This is a genomic window from Micromonospora sp. WMMA1998 (genome assembly GCF_027497375.1).
GTDB classification, from domain to species: Bacteria; Actinomycetota; Actinomycetes; order Mycobacteriales; family Micromonosporaceae; genus Micromonospora; species Micromonospora sediminicola.
Genome location: NZ_CP114911.1, coordinates 2993949 through 3011530 on the forward strand (window position 1 = coordinate 2993949; position 17582 = coordinate 3011530).

8 protein-coding genes are annotated in these 17582 nt (G+C 66.9%); 3 read left to right on the top strand and 5 right to left on the bottom strand.

Annotated elements, in window-relative coordinates; genetic code table 11:
• Positions 1 to 40: 40 nt before the first annotated feature.
• Both O7600_RS13325 and O7600_RS13330 read left to right on the top strand, forming a co-directional pair.
• The gene (locus O7600_RS13325) at positions 41 to 1528 is read left to right on the top strand and encodes a helix-turn-helix transcriptional regulator (protein WP_281593876.1); all 1488 of its coding nucleotides are present in this window, start codon (positions 41 to 43) and stop codon (positions 1526 to 1528) included.
• A 1-nt stretch (position 1529) separates the two neighbouring features.
• Positions 1530 to 2471, top strand: a complete 942-nt coding sequence (locus tag O7600_RS13330) for an SDR family NAD(P)-dependent oxidoreductase (RefSeq protein ID WP_281593877.1) — start codon at positions 1530 to 1532, stop codon at positions 2469 to 2471.
• A gap of 70 nt (positions 2472 to 2541) precedes the next feature.
• Here O7600_RS13330 and O7600_RS13335 read toward each other — a convergent pair whose 3' ends face one another.
• The 5 genes from O7600_RS13335 to O7600_RS13355 all read right to left on the bottom strand — a co-directional run bounded on the left by O7600_RS13335 (position 2542) and on the right by O7600_RS13355 (position 13273).
• Positions 2542 to 3750 (bottom strand): pentapeptide repeat-containing protein, encoded by a 1209-nt coding sequence (locus O7600_RS13335; protein WP_281593878.1) that lies wholly within the window; start codon positions 3748 to 3750, stop codon positions 2542 to 2544.
• A 184-nt stretch (positions 3751 to 3934) separates the two neighbouring features.
• Complete coding sequence (locus tag O7600_RS13340; protein ID WP_281593879.1) at positions 3935 to 4987, bottom strand: hypothetical protein; 1053 nt, start codon at positions 4985 to 4987, stop codon at positions 3935 to 3937.
• 435 nt (positions 4988 to 5422) lie between these two features.
• Positions 5423 to 6202, bottom strand: coding sequence for a hypothetical protein (locus O7600_RS13345; protein ID WP_281593880.1), 780 nt, complete (start codon positions 6200 to 6202; stop codon positions 5423 to 5425).
• A gap of 227 nt (positions 6203 to 6429) precedes the next feature.
• On the bottom strand, positions 6430 to 6762 hold the full coding sequence (locus O7600_RS13350) for a hypothetical protein (RefSeq protein WP_281593881.1): 333 nt from the start codon (positions 6760 to 6762) through the stop codon (positions 6430 to 6432).
• Between the two features lie 79 nt (positions 6763 to 6841).
• Complete coding sequence (locus O7600_RS13355) at positions 6842 to 13273, bottom strand: RHS repeat-associated core domain-containing protein (RefSeq protein ID WP_281593882.1); 6432 nt, start codon at positions 13271 to 13273, stop codon at positions 6842 to 6844.
• A gap of 936 nt (positions 13274 to 14209) precedes the next feature.
• Here O7600_RS13355 and O7600_RS13360 point away from each other — a divergent pair.
• The gene (locus O7600_RS13360; protein WP_281593883.1) at positions 14210 to 17569 is read left to right on the top strand and encodes a LamG domain-containing protein; all 3360 of its coding nucleotides are present in this window, start codon (positions 14210 to 14212) and stop codon (positions 17567 to 17569) included.
• The last annotated feature ends 13 nt before the right edge of the window (positions 17570 to 17582 follow it).

Here is a 17582-nt window from a genome sequence, read left to right on the forward strand (position 1 = left end):
CGCGTCTTCCGATGCCTACGCCAGCAAAGGAGGGCGGACCATGCCTGCTCGCGCCAGAGATGCCACCCCGAATCTCGCGCTCTACAACCTCCGCGACGCTGCGGGTGAGACTCAGCAAGACGTGGCGGACGGGCTGAATCAGCTTGGGGCGGGGCGCGGGAAGCGGCTGGCTATCACTGCCAATCAGGTCAGCAGGTGGGAGCGGGGAATCACGTACCCGTCTGCGCTCTACCGGCAACTCCTTGCCGAGCACTTCGGCGTATCCGTGCAGGATCTTGGCCTGACGCGGCAGCGCGTCACGCCGCATCAACGCGACAGTCCCGAGAACGACTCCGGAGGTTTCGCGATCCATCAGGAAGCCGCGTCTCACCCGCACGCCGAGGAAAGCCAGGAAGAGTGGCGGGCTGTCCGCCGGAAGTTGAACGTCCACCGGGTGCAGCTCGCGCGGGAGGCAGCGCGGCTCTACGACGCGAAGGATCGCGTAGGCGACACCGGCCTGATCGCGCCACCGGAATGGCTGCCGTCGACCCCCATCGAGTTGGCACAGTTCGGCATTGGTCCGGCGCCGGAAGGAACCGCCCCCGTCGTCACCGGAACCGAGGACGCATCGGCCTGCGTACGGCCGTTGGCGTCGGACGGACGGCGCCACCAGCGCTACAGCCTCGCCCTGCGGGACGTCGAACAGCCCCGGCTCTTTGAGAACCGGCTCGCCTGGCACCTCGCGGGAGTCGATTGGAGCCAGCCCGACGCGGCACTCACCTTCACTACCGGCACGTACTTCGGGGGCGTCGATGTCTCGGAAGCGCTCGCGCACGAGATGGCGATGTACCACATTGCCGGCGACGGGAGCGGCATCCTGCCGGCGTCCTGGCGGAACCTGAGCTTTCGGCGGCTTGTCGGTGACCCGTTCGCACCAAGCCGGCGGCCGACAGCACCGTCAACCGACACGCTCACCCTGCGGGTGGACGACGATGGAGTGTCCTTCGTGCTGCACAACCGGGCAGCCGGCAATGTAGCCGTGGCCGGGGGAATGCTGCACATCATGCCGGCGGGGGTCTTCCAGCCGTCGAGTGTCCTGCCTGCCGCCCTGGCGGCGGACTTTGATCTGTGGCGCAACATGATGCGGGAGTACAGCGAGGAGTTTCTCGGCACGGCCGAGCATGGCGGCGACGGCGAGCCGGCGGACTACAGCGCCGAGCCGCTGGCATCCTTCGAACGCGCCTACAAGGCGGGCGGGATACGAGTCTTCTGCCTCGGCGCCGCGCTTGATGCGCTCACCCTCTGGGGCGAGATCCTGACCGTGGCCGTGTTCGATGGCCCCACCTACGACCAACTGTTCGCCAACATGGTCAGTGCCAACGACGAAGGGACCGTGGTGAAGACGGGGCAGGTGCGACCCACCTCGGCACTGCCGTTCACCCGCCACACCATCGACGAACTGACCGCCAGCGGGCGGCTGGCGCCGGCGGCGGCCGGCTGCATCCAGCTCGCGTGGAAGCACCGCCGCACGATCCTGGGGAGAGGCTGAGGTGCACGTACTGGTAACCGGTGGTCTGGGATTCCTCGGCCGCGCCGTCACCCGTGACCTGCTCGCCGCCGGACACCGGGTCGCGGTCATGAGCCGGGGCCGCGGTGAGCGCAACCCGCCCCAAGACGTCGCGGTCGTGACGGGAGACATCCGAGACCGCGAACGGGTCACTCAGATCGTCAAGGAAGGCGGCTATGACGGCGTCGTTCACCTGGCCGCGTTGACCAGCGGACGGGACTCGTTCGCCGACCCGCTGAGCTACTTCGACGTCAACGAGACAGGCACCCTGAACCTACTCATGGCTCTCGACGCCGCGCGGACGACCGCCGCTCCACCAGCCCTGGTTTTCGCCTCCACCAATATCGTTTACGGGTCGCAGCACCAGGGCGCGCTCTCCGAAGACCTTCCTCCGCACCCCGAGAGCCCATACGCGGCTTCGAAGGTCGCCGCCGAGAACATGGTCGCTGCCTACGCGGCGACTGGGGCAATCGGGGCGATCACCGTCCGGCCCTTCAACATTGCCGGAGCAGTTGACGGGGTCACCGACACCGACCGCTCGCGGATCATCCCGAACATCTTCCGTGCGATCACCGGGCAGCTCGACCATGTCACCCTCAACGGTGACGGATCGGCAGTTAGAGACTTCGTCCACGTCGCCGACGTCGCCACTGCCATCCGGCAGGGCCTGGCTGCTTGCACCCCCGGCGTCTGCCCGACCATCAACCTTGGCTCCGGCGCTGGAACGAGCATGGCCACCGTGGTAGCCACCGCCGAGCAGATCACCGGCCAGCGGGTGACCGTCCGCCGGCAGCCGCCCAAGCCCGAGCCCCCAAATCTGATCGCGGACATCAGCCACGCTCGGACTCTCCTCGGCTGGACCCCAGCGAAGTCCAAGCTCAGCGACATCGTTACAGACGCATGGGAAGCATGGTCTCGCAGCTAGTCGAGATTATCCGCGTCATGTCACGCCGGATGGCAGATCCGCTCCGACCCATGCCGGTCCAACCTTGTGATTACACGTTCTCGCTTCTGTCGGGAACGAGTGGATGATAGCCATCGGTGCATTCGCCGTAGTCCCACCCAGGAGGAGGACACAATGCCATGACGCCCAAATCTGGTTCGCTAAACCAGACGCGAGAGTTGTACAGCTCGTAGAATTTATTATCGCCGAGATCAAAGAAGCTGAAGAAGTCTGCTCCAATGAACCTGATTTTGCCACGACACTTCGTATCGACCATCCCCAAGAAATCGTAGAAGCGGGCGTGATCGAACAGCCCTCCGCCGTTGAAGGATGCGCGGTTAAAGAATGCTCCGCCTTTGAATGTCGCCTTATAGAACTCAACATGTTCCCCGAACTGAGTGTTTACGAATGCGGCGGCAGAGCCGAAGAGAGAATTGTCGAACGACGCCCCTGCCTCGAAGCGAGCTGATCGAAAGTCAGCTTCGTCATGGAATTCGGATTCATCGAAGTAGGCGTGCCCGCCTAAGATGGCTCCCGCAAACTCGACTTGGCCAGCGAAGTTGGCTCCCTCGAACCGGGTGTCTTCTGCAATGCGCACTCGCGAGAATTTCGAGTGCCCTTGGAAGATGCAGCCGCGGAACACCCCACGCTTTAGCCTGCACCCTTCAACATCGAAGTCGTAGAGCGTCGCTCCCGTAAGGTCCAGTTCGACCGATTCCCATCGTGCTGCATCGTCGCCTCCGGCAAGATGGCGCTTCAGTATCCGCTGAGCGGTGTACCGAACTTCCAACTCGTCCCGAAACGACCAAGGGCTTGCCTGGGCCAAATCAACTGGAGGCGCAAGGCGCAAATAGCCGCAGATGAGGTTAACGACAGTGTTCCTGTGGGTGGGGTTGTTCTCGCCCAAGCGGGATAAGGCGTATAAGGCGGCGATGCGCGCGGAGGGTCGGTCGTGCCCTAACAATTCGGCGGCTTTGGCGTACAAGTCAGTTATTCGACGTTCCTCTGCATCGCGCTCGGCAACTTGTGAGGTCCGAATTTGCAGTAGATGCTCACGCTCGCTTAGCCATTGCTTACGAGCGGTGAGAAGTAGCGCCAGCGCTCCGCCGGTGCCCGCGCCGACAGTTAGGCCCGTTTTAATCGCCTCAATCTGGAGTCGAGCTTCCTCTGCCTGACTGCCCACCCCCTTGACCAGCGACAGTAGGAAATAAGCGGACACTCCGGCTGCCGTGGCGACGAAACCGGCAAGCACCGCGATCATCGCCCCGCTTATTGGGCGAAAGCGGCGAGGGTCTGTCATGGCTCACCCCGGGCTGTTAGACGCGCGGACATGCTCATCATGGCTTGCGGGCGCAAGACCATGCGCCTGACGTCCTTGACCCCGCCCCGGCAGGCTGGAAGGCCCGCATTGGCAACGAGGAGATTCCGCATTGAATTTGCCTACACTATTTAAAAAACAGAATCCCGGCTAGCTGAATCAGCAGGATCAAGGCCGCGCCCGCCGCCATCCCCCTAAAGAATAGCTTTCTCTTCGTCACCCTGCCGTCCGAACCCGGCTCGACGCTCACTGCGTCATCTAAATGGCGCAACTCTGCTTCAGCGATGGGGGCGTCAGTGTAATCAGCCTCGTCGGCCTGGACAGACTGGCCGTTCCAATATGGCGGTTCTTGTGAAGTTGATTTATCAGCTAGAATGCTGGCGGCGGCTACGAGTTTTCCCGTTGATTCGCCGACCACCTCCGATGTTCCCCTAAGCTGCTCGGTCTTTTCTGCCAAATCAGCCGCCGCGTACTCCAAATTGGCGACCATCGCCAAGGTGAGATCTGGCATTCCTTTAACGGCATCGGCGAACTTGACTAGAACGCTGCCGTGATCGGCCAACGACGAAATCGCTTGCGCGGAATGCGCCAATACAGGAGTGTGATCCTGCAGAAAAGCGAGCATTCCGGCGGAATGTTCTAGTGACGTGACTGCATCGGGGTCAACGAGCGCGCGCCGATACGGTTCGTCAATAATCGACTTCAGCATATCCTTCATCTCACGGCTCAAGCCATGAACTCGCTCGATTGCATCCATCATTTGATTACGAGAACCCGTGGCAACCTTCTCTAAGACACTGATCAGATCGTCTTCCGTCAAGAATGAAAGTCCCTTAATTTGAGATCCGAGCTGCTTCTCGCGAAGCCTTTTCCACTCCAGGAGCGTTTCGACTGGATACTTCTTTTCGTTCTTTTTGCTGTCGACCATGACGTGGTGCTTCTTGCACAGGAGGATGAGATTTTCAAAGGACTTGCGGTCCTCCGGGTCCATCTCCTCAACCCATCGAGGGCCGTTACGGCGGGCGGCTCGAATGTGGGCTATGAATACAGCAACCTCCGGCTCCCCACCGGCTTCGAATCGAACCACCGGGTTCTTGCATGTGGGCGCGTAACAGAAGCCGCGGCTCAGGACGAACAACATCTTCTCGACGCCGGATGCGTAGCTGTGCTCGCCGCTCATGCATACCGTCCAGTGTTCGATGGAGACTCCAGCAGATGCGGGCGCACGCAAGGATGTCCACAGCAGGTCACACGCCCGACACTCTCAGGTTCGATCGTGGCCTCCTCGCACTGGGGAGGGCAAGGGCCAACCGGGGCCGGCGCCTAGGCGAGTCGGCCGGCATGAGCTGCTTGTCAGCCGAGGTTTGCGGGCTTTCTGTGCCAAATGTGTGCCAAAGTTGACCACGCTCGCCCACCTCGGCTCGCGTTCACCCAGCTCACCGGAGAGATGCGATCGAGAAGGCCGCAGCCCTCCGGAGGCGGGGGCGCAGGTTCGAATCCTGCCGGGGGCACCAGACACGAGAAGCCCGGACCAAAGGTCCGGGCTTCTCGCTCCTCCAGCCTCCACGTGGCCGCCGCCCACCCGGTCCGGATGAGCGGCGAGCCACGCGGTCGATCAGCGGCAGCCGTCCCGGACGGTCTGCTCGAAGGCCCGCACCTCGGCCTGGTCCAGGTACGCCGCCACCTTCGTGACGCCGTCCGGTTCGGCCAGCATGGCTGCCGCGTTCTCCCGACTCGCCGAGACCTGGAACACCGCGCTGCGGAACTGCCGGAGTTCGTCGATGTTGATGGAGATCTCGGCGTACTGCTCGCCGTACCCGCTCGCGACCTCCTCCCACACGGACCGCAGGTCCCGCTCGGCCCGCCCCTCCGCCGTACCTGTCGCGCGGACCGACGACCAGAGCTTGTCGGCTCGCGCCCCCGGGCCGGCGTCGACCTTGGCGAGAGCCGCGCAGGCGGTGGTGAGCGCCGCCTGAGCCTCCGTACCGGGCGAGCCGCCGGCTTGCGCCTCCTCGCCCGCACACAACTGCTTGATCTGCTTCTCGGCGGCGGCCAACGCCTCGGTGTCGAGGTCGGCGACAGCGCTGAGGCCACCGTTCGCCAGCACGGGCGCGGCCTTGAGGATCTCGTCGGCGTGCCGGTCCAGCACCGCGTCCAACTCGGGGTCGGCAGTGGCCACGGTACGCAGCCGCTCCGCCATCGCGCGCACCTCTTCGGTGAAGCGGTCGCGCTCTGCCGCATCCACCCCACCGACGGCACGGCCCATCAGTCGTTCGGTGTCCTCCACCGCCTGCTGCGCCGGAGCGCAGACCGCCTGCCGGCCGGCGAACGGGGCGGGCGCCGCCTGCTTCTCCGCATCCGCGCTCTCGTTGGCGCAGCCGGCCAGGAGGAGCATGAATCCGACTACCACAAGAGAATATCGGCCCTTGAAAATTTTCTTCACCATCTTCGTTTCCTATTACGCCCGCATCCGGACGCAGGAACTAATCCATGCTGATCGGACCAGACAAGTGCCGTGCACTTATCTCGGTGGTGATGCGAGATGACGGACTCCTGGTCGCCTCTGCGAACCAGGAGTCCGTCATCGCTACTCACCAGGAGGGAGGCGAGACGCTTGATTCGTCACCCACGCTCGACCGCGACGACAAATTCGCGTGGCGGTTGGTAGCCGTGCAGCTCCACGTAGTGCGAAACCAGCACCGGGGCCAGGTAGCAGACCCCCTCCTCCCCTCGCACCAGAATCTCGCCGTTCCCCATAGCGCCCAGGCCCCGCAGCGAATCCAGCAGGGCCTTACCGCCATCGTCCATGCTGAATTCCGATCTCGCCTGAGCGAGGCAGAAAGGACACAGGTGAAAGCCGCGGGTCAGGTTGACCGGCTTTTCGGCCAGGGCGGAAAGCCGAGCGACGAGGTCGCCGGAAACCGGCCCCGACGGGAAAGCTTGAGGAAGGTCCAACCATCCCACGTTGACGGCACGGGAACAGCCGTCCGGGGCCGGACTGTAAACATATGGACTAAGATCGGGATAGTACATGTCAGAAGAAGACCTCACGACATACCGCCATATGGCAGACTCCCTTAATCGTACCGTCAGCCAACATGTCTCCGAGAAGCCGGTCGCCCCGCACGGTGGTGGACCCGTTCAGGATTCTGAGACCGTTCGGCTGCCCGATGGTGTAATTCGGAACACTGTCCCCGGGCCCGAAGGTCTCGACAGGAGCGACACTCCTGGCTCCTCCCTCGATACGCCTTCCTACCGTATCAAGAAGCTTCTCTCCGTGTTCCACATAGAAGTGCAGGTAGGTGCCGCTCGGTAGCGTGGTCGTACCGTTCGAAGAGAAGTACCAACCGTGGCCGGCGACCACCTGTCCGCCATCCTTACGCCCTCCCTCGGACACCTGTGGCTTGTTCTTGCCCGGCTTCTTGCCTCGGGGTTCATCTTCCTTCCCAGGCGCGGGCTCCTTTCCTCCCCCCGGTGACGGAGCCGGATCAGGCGCAGGTGTGCTCCCGCCGCTGTCCGGAGCCTCCGTCGGGCTCTTGTCGCCCGACGGCGAATCCGGGGTGATGTCCTTCTTCGCATGTGGGTCGGGGATGCCCAGCTTCTTGGACAGCTCGTGCGCCCGCTTGACGCCGTTGCGGGCCATCGCCGCAGCCCCACCGGTCCCCGCGGTGAGCGCGGTGATGAGCAGGTCGACGAGCGCTCCGCCGATCACCTTGCCGCACTCGTACGGGTCGGGCGTGATCGCGCAGGAGTCGAGCATGTCGCAGATGCCACTCAACGCACAGGTCCAGCCGAGGACCTCGCTGCCGGTCTTCTCCTCCCACTTCTCGGCTTCGCCCTTCATCGCCTTGTAGGAGTCGCCGAGGTTGTTGACCAGCTTCCAGATGCCCTGGAGCATGTCCCACAGGTTCAGGGCGTCGAAGATGCCGTCCATCACGCCGCAGAGGAACGACTTGCAGTCCCCCCAGAACAGCCCACTCGGGTCCGAGAAGGTGATCGGGCTGTTGTTGGCGTAGGCGTACCCGTGCATCTGCTGCGGGTTGCCGAAGTCGATGATCGGATCCACGGAGATGAACCGGCCGAGGTCCGGGTCGTACTCCCGGGCCCCGAGGTGCACCAGCCCGCTGGGGTCGACGTCGCCGCCGACGAAGCCCTTCTTGTTGACCCAGGTCTGGGCGCCGCCACCCCGGTCCTCACCGAACGGCGTCTGCCGGCGGCGGGTGACCGTCTGCGCGGCGTCGGCGCTGACCGCGACCTGGGCCGTGCCCTGCAGGTCGGAGCAGAGCCACTTGATCCCGGCCCCGGTCCGCTGGGCGACGACCTCACCGTTGAAGTTGTAGTAGCGGGTCGCGGAGACGACCGTGCCACTGAGTTCCAGCTGCATGCCCCCCAGGTAGAGGGTCTTGCCACTGGGTGACTTGGCCAGCAGCCGGTTGCCGAGGCCGTCGTAGACGTAGCTGGTCTTGCCCTTGGTGTCGGTCACCGAGGCCAGGTGTCCCTCGGCGTCCCACTCGAGGGTCTGCTGGCCGTTGGGGCCGGGGCGGGTCTTCGTGTTTCCGGCCTTGTCGTACGTGTAGGAACCGGTCTTGACCACCTCGCCCGCGGCGTTCTTGACGGTGTACCCGTCGACCAGGTGCGGCTGGACGCCGGCCTGGCCCTGCTGCCGGTTGGCGTACTCGGTGGTGAGCACGCCGGAGGGGGTGAGGTGGTCGACCTCCTTGAGTCGGGAGCCGGTGCGTCCGACCGGGTCGGTCGGCGAGCCGAAGTCCCAGCTCTGCCAGTACGGCGCCGCGCCACCCATCGGGGTGCTCTCCGGGGCGGTGGCACAGTCCGAGGACGCCGGGGTCCACGCCTCCGTGAGGCGGCGCAGGTGGTCGTACTCGAAGCACTGGGTGTCGCGCTGCCCGTTGAGCGGGTTGTCGTCGACCTTGACGAGGTTGCCGGCGGCGTCGTACTCGTACCGCGTGTCGGTGACGTAGGCCGAGCCGTTCGACTTGACCACGGCCGTGCGCTCCACCCGGCGGGTGGCCTCGTCGTACTCCCGCTTCGACTGCAGGACGGAGCTGCCGGTCAGCGCGGTGGACCGGTTGATGAAGCTGGACTCACCGAAGTTGGTGTAGCCGGCGTCGATGACGTAGTGCGTCGCGTCGCCGTAGTTCGTGGCGAGCGACTTCGGCAGGCCCAGCGTGGAGTCGTACCCGTAGGTGAGCGTCTCCGCGGTCAGGTTGCCGGCGGCGGGCATGGTGACGGTGTTGGTGCTGCCGTCGGGCTTGTAGGTGGTCCGGAAGGCGTACGAACCCGCGAGCAGCCCCTCGGCCGCCGGAACGGTGACCTTGGTCTGGGTCGGGCGGTACAGCGGGTCCGCCGTCACCAGCTCGGACTTGTACTCGTCCGCGCCGATCCACCGGGACACCGACTTGGTCAGGCCCTTGGCCGGCAGGTCGTAGGTCCACTCGACCCGCTTGGCGCCGGTGGCCGAGTCGTCCCGGACCGTGGAGGGTCGGCCCAGCAAGGGCTCGTAGGTGTGCGCGAGCGTGATGCCCCGCGCCTCGTCCCGAACCGTCTCCAACTGGTCGGTGCTGGTGTAGGTGCGACTGGTGGCACCCCGGTCCGGGTCCACCGTCCGCTTCAGCCGACCCAGCTCGTCGTACTCGAACGTCCACTTGTTCCCGGAGGCGTCCTTCACCTCCTCGATCTGGCCGTTCTGGTGGTAGCGGTAGGTGGTCTCGTCCGCCGTACCGGTGGGCGTCGGGCCGTGGTACTCCAGCAGACGGGTGGTACGGCCCTCCAGGTCGGTGTGGACCGTCGTGGCGGTGCCGCCCGCGGGCGGAGTGGTGTCGACGCGGTCACCGTGGTAGGCGACCTTGGTGCGCCACTTCTCCACGTTCTCCGAGTAGAAGATCGTGTCCGTGACCCGGCCGGCGGAGTCGAACTCGTACCGGGTCTGCGTCGGCATGTCCAGGTCGTAGCCGAGGAACAGCGACGTCCCTGGCGCGCTCTGGTTGTAGTGCGCGGCGTTCGACTTCCAGACGGCGCCGGCGCTGTTGTAGAAGGTGTCGGTGATCACCCGGCCGCCGCCGACGGCGGGCGCCTGCGTCTGCCGCGGACGCAGCAGGCTGTCGAAGAGCTCGTACCGGGTGAGTTGGTCGTTGTTGGCGTTGACCGACTTGGTGATGACCGCGTTCGGCGTGGTCTTGCTGATGACGTACTGGAACTCGACGTTCGGGGTCGGGTGGATCGACACCGGCCGGTCGGGCAGCCGCACGGACGTCCGTCTGCCCAGCGAGTCGTAGGTGACATCAGTGACCCGGCTGTTGACGTCGCTCTCCCGGGTCACGACGCCCCACGCCGGGTCGAGGTTGACCGTGCTGGTCCAGTTCGCGTTGTTCGTCGTGGTGACCGAGGTGAGCGGTCCGCCCGACGCCGGGGTGAAGGCCGCCTTGCTGACCCGTCCGGCGATGTCGGTCGACTCGATGCTGCGGCCCTGCGCGTCGTGCTTGTAGGTGCCGACCGTCTGGAAGGTGGGGTCACCGCCGTTCCACGACGCCATCCGCTCGACCTTCGACACCAGCCCCTTGGTCGGGACCGTCCCGTAGGCGAGCTGGTCGTAGGAGAACCGCATGTCCGAGGTGACCTGCGCGGCGCTGCTCGGGCCGGTGGCACAGTCACCCGCCCAGCTGCGGACTCGCTTCGACGTGCGGAGCACCCACACGTTCGGGTCGGTGTTCGACAGGTACTCGTGACTGAGGCACCTGTCGTCGTTCGGGTCGGCCGGATCGCCCAGGTTCTTGATCTTCGCCGGGGCGGCGTCCTGCTCGTACTCGGTGACCGTGGCGCTGCGACGCCAGGCGCCGCCGTCGAGCAGGGTCCGGGTCTCGCGCTTCTCCACGGCGACGTACCGGGACTCGACCCGGGAACCGTTGATGTCCCGGGTCGCGGTGGGGGTGGTCGACCGCCAGGGGGTGGAGACGACGCCGGCCAGCACCTGGCCGTCCAGATAGCCGACCTGCTCGCGGGGCATGCCCGCGTACTGCTCGAGGTCGGCGGCCGGGCCGCCCTCCAGACCGGTGACGTTGACGCTCCGGGTGCCGGTCGACGTCTTGTCGCCGTGCATGCCGCGGAAGTAGAGCGTCTTGGTGACCTGCTGCCCGGCGCCCTCACCGACCTTGGTCACGACGTACGGGTAGCCCCGCCACTGCGACCAGGTCTTGCGCTTCGGGTCGATCAGGCCGTCGTCGCTGTCGTAGTGCCACAGCGGCAGGTTCGACGGGTTCTCGTAGGAGTAGAAGATCTTCGAGGCGGGCGCCCCTCCGGTGTGGTCGATCTGCTGCACCTGCGTGACGACGTACTTGTGGAAGTAGTCGGTGATGTCGTCGGTGTAGCCCTGCGGCGTCCACTTCACGGGGTAGCAGAGCAGCTTGTTGTTGTCCGGCGCGCTCGGCATCACACTGCCCTTGACGCACTGCGGCGCGCTGTAGCTGACGGAGATCTCGCCGCCGCTCTCGGACCGGATGGAGCCGATGCGCCACCAGTTCATGGCCGGCGCCCAGTCCGCGCCGCTGGCGTCGACCCGGTTGGGCATCTGGATGCCGGCGAAGGTCACCTCGGGCAGCGTGATGGCGGTGCCGTTGAGGCCCTTGTGGGTGATACCGGCGAGCCACAGACCGGCGCGGGTGGTGTCACCGGGGTCGGGGAACGTCTGTCGCAGATTCCACTGGTCGACGTCCTGGTGGCGGCCCAGGTCGGCACGCCACACCCTGGTGGTGACCGCGGTCAGTCGCTTGCTGCTCCAGAACGTCGGTGAGCCGATCTGGCAGTCGGTGCTGTTCGACGTGCACTCCTGGTCCCACGGAGTGTCCGGCCAGGTCGTCGCGTTCTTCGTCGTGCAGTTGGACAGGCAGCGGTCGGCCACCGAGAAGTGCACCTGGGCGGGCGTCGCGCTCGTGGTGAAGACGCTGTCGGTACCACCCCGGTTGTTGGTGCCGTAGTCGATCCGGGTCGGGTACCCGCCGCGGTGGTAGGAGACGGTCTTGTCACGCGTCTGGTTCTGCGCGTAGTAGTTCGTCTCCCGCGTGTACCAGAGCGACGTGGTGTTACCGAACCGGTCCTCGATGTAGTCGAGGTTCCACCGCCACGCCTGCTTGCAGAACGAGTCGGCGAACGCGGTCGCGTTGCAGGGCTCGTCGGTGTTGTTACCGGCCACCGGCGCGGTGAAGACGGAGTTCGTCTCCGCCTTGCCGTCGGTCCAGCCGGGCAGCCGGTGCCGGCCGAACCAGTACCTGGTGCCGTCGGCGGTGGTGACCCGCCAGTACTCGTTGTCGTTGTCGCCGTTGGCGAACGCGGAGTTCTTCAGCAGTTCGACCCGGGAACCGTCCTCGCGTACCGGGTGCCAGCGGCCGTCCGCCCCCTTGAGCAGTTCGTTCGCGCTGCCGTTGAGCGAGATGACCGCGTTCTCGGTGCCCCAGCAGCGGTCCCAGGTCTTGGTGGAGTTGTTGGCGTTGCCGCCCATGTCGTCGGCGCAGGACTTGTAGCTGCGCTCGATGAAGCCCGGCTCGTAGCTGAAGCCCTCGCCGATCCACCCCGGCTGGTTGTTGGAGGCGGCGTGGCGGCCGTCGACGGCCTGCGAGGAGTAGGCGAGCGCGATCTGCGGTGCGGGACCGCCGACCGACGGCGGGACCCGCATCGGGTACGCCCAGGTGAAGCCACCCGAGGCCCCGGTGTGCCCCCAGGTGGCCGACGGTGCCAGACTGCTCGCGCTCAGGTCTCCCGCGCCACCGCCGGTCCCGGCCGAGAGCGCGACCAGGGCGGATACCCGGCTGGCGCCGATCCGGCCCGCGGTGTCGGTCACGGTCGGCGCCAGCGGGACGTCGGCGGTGACGGTGCCGGCGGCGGAGTCCACCGACGACGTCAGCGGGACCGACGCGCAGGTGGCCGCACCCGGTCGGCTCAGCGCGCACTCCGGCAGGACCGACAGGCGCAGCCGGGCGGCCCAGTCGGCACCGAACGCGTGCCGGAAGCCGGAGAAGTCGGTCGAAAGTCGCACCGCCTTACCGCTGTTCGCGGGAGCCGTGCTGCTGACGCGGTAGAGAACGCCCTTGATGCCGGCGGCGGCAGCGGCGTCCTGGGACAGCACCTCGACCTTCACCCTGCCGGGCGCGCCTCCTCGGGCGGAGGCATCGACGCGCAGCGGCAGCAGCCCGGCACGTTGCCGAGCCTTGGCGCCGACCGCGAGGCTCGGAGCGGTGGCGCCGAGGTCGACTTCCGCGGCGCCGGCCGCGGGCCAGACCGGGAGCGGGCGCTTGACTCTCGCGGCAGCCTCGGCCGGATCGGCTGCCGGCTTGGTGGCCGCCACCGACGTCCCGTCGACCGAGCGGTAGCGCTGGGCCTTCTCCGACTTGAACTCCGCGGCGGCAGCCGCGGGCTCCGGCACGAAGGCGCCCGACGTGATGGTGAGAACCGTGGTCATCGCCACGACGAGGCCCTGCGTGGCCCTTCGTCGGAGCCGGGCGACCACGCGTCGTGGCCTCCGCTGCCAGGGCGGGCGCCCGCCGTGTGCTTCTCGTTCGGACAACGCTTGCTCTCCTTCTTTCGGGCGCGCGACGGCGCACGGCATGGTGGGTGGTGACTGAGGGCTCCACCGCACGTCAGGCGGCGGGCATCAGGAGCCGGCCGACATGCCGCCCGGTCCGGGCAGACGTCGGCCGACGACAGAGAGCACAATGGACGGTGTGGTTCCGTGGCGCCGTCGCGGGCGACGGCTCTTCACGGCCGCGCACCGATCACACGGATGGCAGGCTGGCGGCTGGTCGCGAGCGGCTGTGACACCGCAGGGGCGGCGTCAGCGAACGCTCACTCCGTGACGGCAGACCCGATTCGCCAGGCAGCGGGGTACGGCCGTACTGCCGTACCGAGGACGGCGTGGTGACATCGCCCGTCCAGCTCCATGGATCCCTCCCCCGTGATGCGGCTGCGCCGCTGCGCTGTTGCGCCGACACGGTACGCGAGCGAGCCGGACACCGTAAAGGACCGATCTTGCACATCGGAATATTTGAATATCAAAGATCTTTCAACCGGATTGGACATGGGCAAAACAGGCAGCCTTCACCTGCCACTTTGTCCGCTCATCCGCCGACCGGCACCCATTCGACCCAGCTCCACGAGCCGGTTGACACCGTCGGAACACGGCACCTACCTTGCGCTCTACTCAATCCTGGACACGGGGGCTGCCTTGACTGCATCGAAGAATGCGGTCCGCTGCCTCGCGTCTGTCGCCATGACAGCCGCGCTGGCAGTGGCCGCGCCATTGACGCTCCGACCGACCGCATCGATGGCCGGCACGCCGTCGACGCCACCACCGACGGCGGCTCCCACGCCGACGGGACCGGCCGCGAAACCGAATTCGGTGAGCGCGCCCAGCAGCGGTTCGGCGGAAGCGGACGCGATCCGACTCGCGGTGGACACCAAACGCGCGGTGGAGGTCGCCGGCTCCAAGTCGGAGAGCAGCCGGGTGGTGGCCACACCGGCCGGCACCCTGGTGCACGAGTCGTACGCCATGCCTCGGTGGACCAAGGGCACCGACCAGCGCTGGCGCCAGATCGACACCCGGCTCACCACAGCCGGCGGTGTGGTGAAGCCGGTGGCGACGCTGGCGGACGTGCGCTTCTCCTCCGGCGGGTCGGCTCCGCTGGTCGACCTCGCCGGCGAGGACGGCTCGCTGCAGCTGTCGTGGCCCACGGCACTGCCCGTACCGAGCGTCGAAGGCCCCACCGCCGTGTACCCGTCGGTTCTTCCCGACGTCGACCTGCGGGTGACCGCCACCGCCGACGGGTTCGGTTACGTCCTCGTGGTCAAGACGCGGCAAGCCGCGGCCAATCCCGCGCTGAGCCGGCTCCGGCTCGGCCTGAAGTCCAGCGGGTGGAGCGTGAACGGACGAGCCGAGGGCGGCTTCGAGGCCAGGAACTCCGCCGGCGAGTTGGCGGCCTCCGCCGGCCGCGCCCTCATGTGGGACGCCTCCGGCGTGCCTGCCGGCGCCCGCACGGCGGCCGGCGCACGCGCTGCCGGTACCGAGTCCGTCCTGCAGCGCACCCCGGACCTGTCCCGCAAGGCGGAGCTGCCGACCACCATCGAGGACAGCGGCCTGGTCATCGTGCCGGAGAAGGCCATGCTGACCGATCCCGCGACGGTCTTCCCGGTGGTCATCGACCCGTGGACGACGATCGTGAAAAGCCGCTGGGGCTACACGAACTCCTCGAACGCCACCCGGGACGACGGCATCGTCCGGGTCGGCAGCAACCCGGACAACTCAGGCAACTACCGCTCGTTCTTCGCCTTCAACCTCTCCGGCCTCGCCGGGAAGTCCGTGCGCTCGGTCAAGTTCATCACGGAGATGACCCACTCCTGGTCGTGCACCTCCAGCCCGGTCAACCTGTGGCGAAGCGCCGATCTGACCACCTCGGGCAAGCAGTCCTGGGACGGTCCCAACCTCGAGAAGTACATCGAGCAGAGGTCCGGCCACGCCCACAAGCCGTCCGGTGGCGCGGGTTGCGGCGACGACCCCCAACCGGACATGTACATGGAGTTCGCCTCCGCCACCCTGAAGTCGGACCTGATCAGCGTCGGGCAGGGCACCACGAACTACACGCTGGCGCTGTCCACCCGCGACAGCGACGGCACGGACGAGTCGACCGAGTCCCGCTGGAAGAAGTTCGACGCCGCCCAGACCAAGCTCTCCGTGGAGTACAACACCGCTCCGGCCACCGCCACGGCGGCCCAGCTGACCACGCACGCCGACTACACCGCGCCCGCCCAGCCCTGCGCGACCGGAACCGGGCGTCCGATCGTCCGGTCCACCACGCCGTGGCTCAAGGCGACGCTGTCCGACCCGGACGGCACGAACGGCGGTCTGCTGTCCGGCACGTTCGCGCTGCAGAAGTGGAACGGAACGGCCTGGCTCGGAGTCACCGGCTGGCCGAAGGTGGACTCCGGCGTGCCCACCGGCACCAAGGCCGAGGTGCAGATCCCGTCCGGTGTGGTGACCGGCGGGCTGATCCGCTGGCAGGTCCAGACCAAGGACACGCTGGGCGGATCATCCAACTGGTCGCCCTGGTGCGAGTTCGACTACGACGTCACGCCGCCGGCGTTGACGCCGACGGTCACCCCGGCCGACGGAACCTATGCCGAGACGCCACCCAACGACGTGCACCTCGGAAGCGTCGGCCTGACCGGTCGTTTCACCCTCGGCGCCAACGGCCAGGCGGACGTCTACGACTACGAGTACCAGCTCGACGGAGGGGCGATCTCCTACGTCACGGCGGCGGGCCTCGGCGGTAACGCCACGGTGTTGATCACACCCCAGCACTCCGGTGAGAACGTGCTGACCGTTCGCGCGAGGGACCGGTCGCAGAACAGGTCGGCGCCGAAGGACTACCGGTTCCTGGTCGCCGAGCCCACCGCGCCCAAGGCGGTGTGGCGCCTCGACGAGGGCACCGGGTCGGACCTGCTGACCACCCCGGCCGGCGGGCCGACCGCCACCCTCGCCAACGGCACGACCTGGACCGAGGGGCGCCTGCCCGGGACGCACGTCACCAACGGCAAGGACTCGGCTCTGAAGTTCGACGGGGTCGACGACGAGGCCGCCACGGCCGGTCCGGTCCTGGACACCTCCAAGACCTTCGCGGTCTCCGCGTGGGCCAAGATGACGGGTAAGACCAGCTACTTCCGTTCGGTGCTCTGCCAGGAGAGCACGCAGAACTGCGGCTTCGCCCTCGAGTACGCTCCGGCACCGATCGACCGGTGGGTGTTGGACATGTATTCCGGCGACATCGTCTCCCCTACCGTCATCCGGGTGACCTCGAAGGCTCCGCCGGCGATCGGCGTCTGGACGCACCTCGCCGCGGAGTGGGACGCCGGCACCAGGACCGCCCGGCTGTACGTCAACGGCGTGGAGCAGGGCACCGTCCAGCAGAACACCAACTTCAACGCGAGCGGGCGCCTGCTGCTCGGCCGGGCGAAGTACAACGGCACCGTCAACAACCCCTGGTGGGGTGAGGTGTCCGAGGTGCGCGTCTGGGACCGCGGACTGGTACCGGACGTCGACATCGCCCCCCAGGTCGAACCGGTGCTCGCCGCCGCCTGGGAGATGGAGGACTGGGACGAGGACGCACCCCGACAGGTGTTGGACGAGTCGACCTACCGCAGTCCACTGACGCTGGCCGACGCGCCGGCCGTCCAGTGGTGCGACGGATACAACCTGTCCGGTGGCCTCTGCTTCGACGGCACGTCGGGTTCGGCCACCACTGTCGGACCGGCGCTGCGCAGCGACCAGTCGTACACGATCTCCGCGTGGCTGCGACCCGACGCCAACGACGGCACACGAACGGCGATCGCGCAGGAGGGCAACGTGGTGTCCGGGCTCTTCCTCGGCTGCCGCACCAACACCACGCCGCAGTGGGCCTTCATGCAGGCCTCCGGGGTCGACTACTCCACCAAGCAGGTCTGGGGTGCGCCGTGCAGCGTCAACACGTGGACCCACGTGGTGGGTGTCTACGACGCCACCGCCGGCCAGCAACGGCTCTACGTCAACGGCAAACTGATCGCCAGCGGCGCCTTGCCCACCGGCTGGCACGCCGCGGGAGCGTTCACCGTCGGTCGCGCCAAGTGGGGCTCGCCGGTCGACTTCTGGAACGGCGGCATCGACCGGGTCCGGCTGTGGCAGGGGGTCATCTCGGATCAGGAGGTCGACGCGCAGTGGAAGGAGGCGTGACGACTCCCGTCCA

Coding starts and splice junctions, on each gene's coding strand:
- O7600_RS13325 (WP_281593876.1), top strand. CDS start 41: ATGCCTGCTCGCGCCAGAGATGCCACCCCGAATCTCGCGCTCTACAAC.
- O7600_RS13345 (WP_281593880.1), bottom strand. CDS start 6,202: ATGCTCCTCCTGGCCGGCTGCGCCAACGAGAGCGCGGATGCGGAGAAG.
- O7600_RS13335 (WP_281593878.1), bottom strand. CDS start 3,750: ATGATCGCGGTGCTTGCCGGTTTCGTCGCCACGGCAGCCGGAGTGTCC.
- O7600_RS13355 (WP_281593882.1), bottom strand. CDS start 13,273: ATGACCACGGTTCTCACCATCACGTCGGGCGCCTTCGTGCCGGAGCCC.
- O7600_RS13340 (WP_281593879.1), bottom strand. CDS start 4,987: ATGAGCGGCGAGCACAGCTACGCATCCGGCGTCGAGAAGATGTTGTTC.